Source organism: Rhodothermales bacterium, from assembly GCA_034439735.1.
Lineage (GTDB): Bacteria > Bacteroidota > Rhodothermia > Rhodothermales > JAHQVL01 > JAWKNW01.
Window position 1 is genome coordinate 1 of record JAWXAX010000102.1, and the last position, 6288, is coordinate 6288.

A 6288-nucleotide genomic window follows, 5' to 3' on the forward strand; every position below is an offset into this window, starting at 1 on the left:
GGCTGCGGGGTCGGCGGCAGCTCGCTGCACCTCGCGCGGGCGCTCGGGGCCGAGGTCGTGGGCATCACCCTGAGTCCCGTCCAGGTGGAGAGCGCGAGGGCGCGGGCCCGGGCGGCTGGACTGTCGGACCGGGTTCGTTTCGCCGTGGCCGACGCGATGGCGCCGTCGGGCGAATCGGGCTCGTACGACGCGATCTGGGCGCTCGAGAGCGCCGAGCATTTTCCGGATAAGGCTGGCTGGCTGCGCGTCTGTGCCGATAAACTCCGGCCGGGCGGCCGGTTTGTGGCCGCCACCTGGTGCATCCGCCCGACCCCGCCCGAGCTGAGCCCGGGCGATTGGCAGCTCCTCCGCCGGCTCGGCGAGGCGTACCATCTACCCAATATGATTTCGTTGCCGGCGTACCTGGATCTCCTGCCGGCCTGCGGCTTCACCGAGGTCCGCGGCGAGGACTGGACCGGCGCCGTGGCGCCGTTCTGGGGCGATGTGCTTCGGTCGGCGCTCCGTCCGGCCGGCATCGTGGGGCTGCTGCGCGCCGGCTGGCCGACGATTCGTGGCGCGCTGGCCATGCGCCACATGATGTGGGGCTACCGGCGCGGGCTCATCCGGTTCGGGGTGTTCTGTGGGATAAAAGGCTAACGGTCAACTCGTGCAAGCCACCGCTTCCTTCACGCGCTCCCTCTGGGCCTTTTCGAGGCCCCATACGATCATCGGCACCACGCTGAGCGTGGCGGCGCTGTTTGCGATCGCCTACAGCCTCGGCGGCGAGCCGGCCGGGGGATTCGACGCGCTCGCGTGGGCGCTGGTCAGCTGCCTCGCGGCGAACGTCTACATCGTCGGGTTGAACCAGTTGCTGGACATCGACATCGACCGGATCAACAAGTCCGGCCTGCCGCTGGTGTCCGGGGCGTTGAGCGTACGCGCTGGCCGGGCGATTGTCGCCGGCTGCCTGGTTGCTTCGGTTGTCATCGCCCTCACCCAGGGGCGCTATCTGGCGATCACCGTGTTGTCGAGCCTGGTCATCGGGACGGCGTACTCTGCCCCGCCCATCCGGCTGAAGCGGTTTCACTTCTGGGCGGCCGCGTGCATCTTCACCGTGCGAGGGCTCATCGTCAACGTCTTTCTCTACCTCCATTTCGCGGCCGTACTGAGCGGAGAGCTGGGCGGGGATATCCGCGTCCCCCCCATCGTCTGGCTGCTCACCGCCTTTGTCTTTCTGTTCGGGCTGGTGATCGCCTGGTACAAGGACATCCCGGACATGCAGGGCGATCGCCGCTTCAAGATTGCCACGCTGAGCCTGCGGCTGGGGCCACGAAAGGTGTTTGAGCTCGGCGGCGTCGTGCTGGCGGCCGGCTACATCGGCGTGGCGGCGGTGGGGCTTGTGGGGATCGCCGGCGCGAGCGGCCCGTTCCTCGCCGGCGTCCATCTCCTCTTGTTGGCCCTGGCGCGCGCCAGGGCGCGGAACGTGTCGCCTGAGGAACCCCGCGCCATGACGCGGTATTACTTAGTCCTCTGGGGTCTGTTTTATGCCGAGTACCTGGTCTTCCCCCTGGCAGTATGGCTTCGGTAGGAGGATGGAATGTACGGGTGCCGGCGACGTCTATGCAGAATGCTATGACCGTGGGGTGAATGGCTTGCGCCGGCGCAGGCTACCGTTCATATTTGAGCCGGGAAGTACCCTTTTGGAGTTTCGACCTTCACCTTTAGCCGAGGCCTATGCGTCCGCTCGTGATCGGTCTGATCCTGCTCGTACTCGCCCTCACCGGGCGACCGGGGCCGGCGTACGCCCAGGACGCGGCCTACGAGGCGTTGCAGACCGGCGACTACGCGGCGGCGCAGCGGGCGTACGAAGCGAGCCTGGAAGAGGCCGGCGGGCGCGGATCGAAGGCTGCCTTGTATCTGGGGGAGATTTACCGGGCGAAGGGCGCCTACGAATCAGGACTGCAGGCGATAGACGGACACCTGCGCCGCGCGCCGGACGACGCCTTTCTGCTCCACGCCCGCGGCCGGCTGCTCGAGGCGATGGGCCGGCTCGATGAAGCCGGCGCCGCCTACCGCGCTTCCGCCGAAAAGGATATCTCCAACCTCCGCAATGTGCTCGCCCTGGCGCTGGTGTTCGAGCGTCAGGGACAGCTGAGCCAGGCCGGCGACCTCTACTCGGCCATCTTTCGGCGCTACAAGAACAACGAGCTGACGACGGCCGACGACCTCGGCGCGGCGGCGTTGGCTGGCGCGCGGCTCGGGGAGTTCCGCGATGCCAACGAAGCCTTCCGTCTGGCCTACCGGCTTGAGCCGGGCCATGTCGAGAATCTCTACTGGTGGGCCGAGCTCTTCCGCGAGAAATATAACGACGCCGACGCCCAACGTACGTACCAGGAAGCCATCGCCCGAAATCCGAACTACGCCCCGCTTTATACCGGCATGGCGAAGTCGGTCAACGGCTTTGAAGCCAAAGAGCAGCTGGCCCGCCAGGCCCTGGGCGCCAACCCGAACAGTGTCGAGGCCCATAGCATCCTCGCTGGTCTGGCCATTCTAGACGGCCTGTTCGCCGAGGCCGAGGTGTCAGCGCTCCGCGCGCTGGACACCGATCCTTCGTCAATCGAAGCCCTGGGCCACCTCGCCTCCTCCTATTACCTACAGGGCGACACCGCGCGGTATGCCGATGTGGAGCGCCGCGCCCTGGGCATCAACCCGCGGGCCAGCGAGTTCTACCTCACCCTTGCCCACAACTGCGAGATGAAGTTTCGGTACCCGGACGCCGTCGACTTCGGGCTGGAAGCCGTCCAGGTGGACCGGCGGAACCCGAAAGCGTACGCCCAGCTGGGCACCAGCCTCCTCCGCCTCGGGCGCGCGCAGGAGGCTCGGCGGTATCTCGATTTTAGCTTCGAGCAGGATCCCTTCAACGTCTTTGTGGGCAACACGCTGGAGTTGCTGGATGAGTACGAGGACTTCGCCCTGCTCGACAGCGAGCACTTTCGCCTGTTGATTCATTCGACCGAGCGAGACGTACTCGGCCCGGCCGTGCTCGAGCTGGCCGAACGGGCGTATACCGAACTCGGGCAGCGCTACCCGTACCGGCCGGCGGAGAAGATCTTCCTCGAAGCCTACAACGACCCGGACGACTTCGCGGTCCGCGTGGCCGGCGTGCCCCACATCGGGCTGCTGGGTGTCAGCTTCGGCGACGTGCTGGCCATCAACACCCCGAAGGGCCAGCCGGCGGGGAGTTACAATTGGGCGCGGACGCTCTGGCACGAGATGGTGCACACGATGTCGATCGGCCTGGCCAACTACCGGCTCCCGCGCTGGTTCGCCGAAGGCCTCGCCGTCTACGAAGAAGGCCTTGGCCGGCCCGAGTGGGGGCGCGAGATGGAGCTGGAGCTGCTTCTCGCGTTCGACCAGGATAAATTGCTTCCGCTCGCCACGATCGATCGAGGATTTACCCGACCTTCATTTGAAGGACAAATTCTACTCAGCTACTACCACGCGTCCGAAGTCATCGCTACCATTGTCGACCAGCACGGGTTCGACGCGGTGGTCGGCATTCTCGAAGGTTTCGCCCGCGGCGAGAGCACCGCCGAGGCCGTGCAGCGTACGACCGGGCAGACCCTCGAGCAGGTTGACGCCGCCCTCCGCGCCCGGCTGACCCAGCGCCGCACGGAACTGGCCGGCGTGCTGGCCGGCTGGCCCAATCCGTTCGTAAAGGAAAAGCCCCCCTCGCTGATCGAGCGGATGACTGGCGGGACGGAAAACGCCCTGATCACGACACTGCGGGAAGGATTCCGGTTGCTTGAGGCGGACGACTTCGCCGGCGCCGAGCGATCCTTCCGCGAAGCCCTCACGATCTACCCCTCCTTCATCGAATCGGGCAACGCCTACACGGGGCTCGCCGCCGTGTATAGGGAGACCGGCGACCGTGCCCGGCGCATCGAGATTCTCGATGCGTACCTGGAGCTTTCCGAACATGGCGCCGCCGAAGCGCGTGAACTGGCCGAGTTGTACCGCGAAGACGGTCGAACCGCCGAGGCCGTTACGCTGCTGGCCCGTAGCCTCGACGTCGATCCGTACGACCGCGACGTGTTGGGCCGGCTCGCGGAAGGCTATCTGGAGGTGGGGCAGACGGCCGGCGCCGTCCGCGCGCGCCGGGCCATCCTGGGCCTCAACCCGGTCGACCGCTCGGAGGCGTACTACCTGTTCGCGCTCAGCCTCCTTGCGGACGGCCAGCAGAGCCAGGCTCGTCGGGCGGTGCTGCAAGCGCTCGAACTCGCGCCCGGTTACCGCGACGCCCAGAAACTGCTGCTCCGTCTTGTCGATGAACCGGCCGGCGAATGATCCCTGTAGACTGTTGATTCAACGCTTGTAGCGCATGCTTTTTCGAATCTGCCTGCTCCTCGCCCTGATCCCGGCCGCTGCGCTGCTGCCGGTGCCACGGCATGCCGTGGCGCAGAGCGACGAGGGCTTTCGTTTCGTGCGCATCCAGTACGGAGAGCCCGAGAACGAAGGCCGCCGTTTCCGACGCGGCGGCGCCCAGTGGGCGCACGACTACCCGACGGCCGAACTCAACCTCCACATGGCGCTCGAACGAACGACGGGCATCCGGGTCGCCGGCGAACCCCTCCTCCTCACACTGGGCGACGACCGCATTTTCGAATACCCCTTCATCTACCTCTGCGAGCCCGGCTACTGGACGATAGAGGACGACGAGGTCGAGAACCTGCGCGAATACCTCGACCGCGGCGGCTTTATCATGTTCGACGACTTCGGATCCGAAATCGAGCTCATGCAGCTCATGATGCAGATGGAACGCGTCTACCCGGACCGCGAGCCGCAGGAGATCCCCAACGACCACCCGATCTGGAGCATCTTTTTTGAGGTCGACCCCGTCGCCGCGCCCGCCCTCGTCGGTGGACGAGGCTACTTCACCGACACCGACGATCGGTACCTCGCCTACTTCGACGACAACGGCCGGATGGTTGCCCTCGCGTGTTTTAATCAGGACCTGGGCGACGGCTGGGAATGGCCCGAACGCAGCCTCGCCAATGCCTCGACGATCAGCTTTCAGATGGGCATCAACTTCATCGTCTATGCGATGACGCATTGAGGCAAGGCAAAAGGGAAATGGAAAAGGTAAAATCTGGAAGCGTGGATTGAAATGACCGTGTGCGGAGTACGCATTTGACCCCGGCCGAAAGCCGAAAATGACCGCGTGCGCAGCACGCTCATGAACCTCTATGAATGAAACCAACGACACGAATGGCTCCCCGGTGCACAGCGCATCGGAGCAAGAAGTACTCGATCGGCTGCGTTCCGGCAAGGAGCGGGTATTGAGTCAGTTACGGCGGCGGATCGTCGGGCAGGACGAGGTGATCGAGCGGGTGCTGATCGCGTTGTTCGCCGGCGGGCACTGCCTCATCACCGGTGTGCCGGGCCTGGCGAAGACCCTGCTCATCAAGTCGCTCGGGGAAATCCTCGACCTGACGTACAAACGCATCCAGTTTACGCCGGACCTCATGCCGGCGGACATCACCGGGATCGATATCATCGAGGAAGACCGGGCGACGGGCAAGCGCGAGATCAAGTTCATCCGCGGGCCCATCTTCGCGAATGTCATCCTGGCCGACGAAATCAACCGCACGCCGCCCAAGACACAGGCCGCGCTGCTGGAGGCGATGCAGGAGTACCAGGTGACCGCCGGCGGTGAACTCATGCCGCTCGAACGGCCGTTTTTTGTGCTGGCCACCCAGAACCCGATCGAACTCGAAGGCACCTACCCGCTGCCCGAGGCCCAGTTGGACCGGTTCATGTTCAACCTGGTCATCGATTATCTCTCCGCCAAAGACGAACTCACCGTGGCGATGGCAACCACGTCGGAGGAGCAGGCCGTGCTGACGCCCGTCCTCTCCGGGGCCGACATCGAAGCCTTCCATAAGCTCGTGAAAAAAGTGTACGTGCCGGAGAACGTCGGCTCCTTCGCCGTCAACCTCGTGCGCAGCACCCGCCCGTCGAATGACGAGGCGCCGGAGTATGTCAAGAAATGGGTGCGATGGGGCGCCGGCCTGCGCGCCGCGCAGTACCTGATCCTCGGCGGCAAGGTGCGGGCCGTGTTCAAGGGGCGCTACAATGTATCTGTCGAAGACATCCAGGCCCTCGCGCCCGACGTACTCCGCCACCGCGTCATCACCAACTTTTTCGCCGATTCGGAAGGCGTCACCGTCGACCACATCATCACCCGGCTGATCGCGGACGTCCGCCAGCCCGTCTCTGGCCTGACCTGACCCCCCCGCTGACCTGACC

The 6288-nt window shown here is 65.3% G+C and carries 5 protein-coding genes; all 5 read left to right on the forward strand.

From position 1 onward, the window contains the following. Positions 1-636: methyltransferase domain-containing protein (locus SH809_08300; protein MDZ4699689.1), on the forward strand; the 636-nt coding region annotated here is incomplete at its 5' end. Between the two features lie 10 nt (positions 637-646). Next, positions 647-1567 carry a homogentisate phytyltransferase gene (locus tag SH809_08305; GenBank protein ID MDZ4699690.1) on the forward strand — a complete coding sequence of 307 codons (921 nt, stop codon included), beginning with the start codon at positions 647-649 and terminating at the stop codon, positions 1565-1567. Positions 1568-1713: 146 nt separating this feature from the next. Continuing rightward, on the forward strand, positions 1714-4326 hold the full coding sequence (locus SH809_08310) for a tetratricopeptide repeat protein (GenBank protein ID MDZ4699691.1): 2613 nt from the start codon (positions 1714-1716) through the stop codon (positions 4324-4326). Positions 4327-4360: 34 nt separating this feature from the next. After that, positions 4361-5095, forward strand: coding sequence for a DUF4159 domain-containing protein (locus tag SH809_08315; GenBank protein MDZ4699692.1), 735 nt, complete (start codon positions 4361-4363; stop codon positions 5093-5095). A gap of 130 nt (positions 5096-5225) precedes the next feature. Then, positions 5226-6269 carry an AAA family ATPase gene (locus tag SH809_08320; protein ID MDZ4699693.1) on the forward strand — a complete coding sequence of 348 codons (1044 nt, stop codon included), beginning with the start codon at positions 5226-5228 and terminating at the stop codon, positions 6267-6269. Positions 6270-6288: the final 19 nt, after the last annotated feature.

Coding starts and splice junctions, on each gene's coding strand:
- SH809_08310 (MDZ4699691.1), top strand. CDS start 1,714: ATGCGTCCGCTCGTGATCGGTCTGATCCTGCTCGTACTCGCCCTCACC.
- SH809_08315 (MDZ4699692.1), top strand. CDS start 4,361: ATGCTTTTTCGAATCTGCCTGCTCCTCGCCCTGATCCCGGCCGCTGCG.
- SH809_08320 (MDZ4699693.1), top strand. CDS start 5,226: ATGAATGAAACCAACGACACGAATGGCTCCCCGGTGCACAGCGCATCG.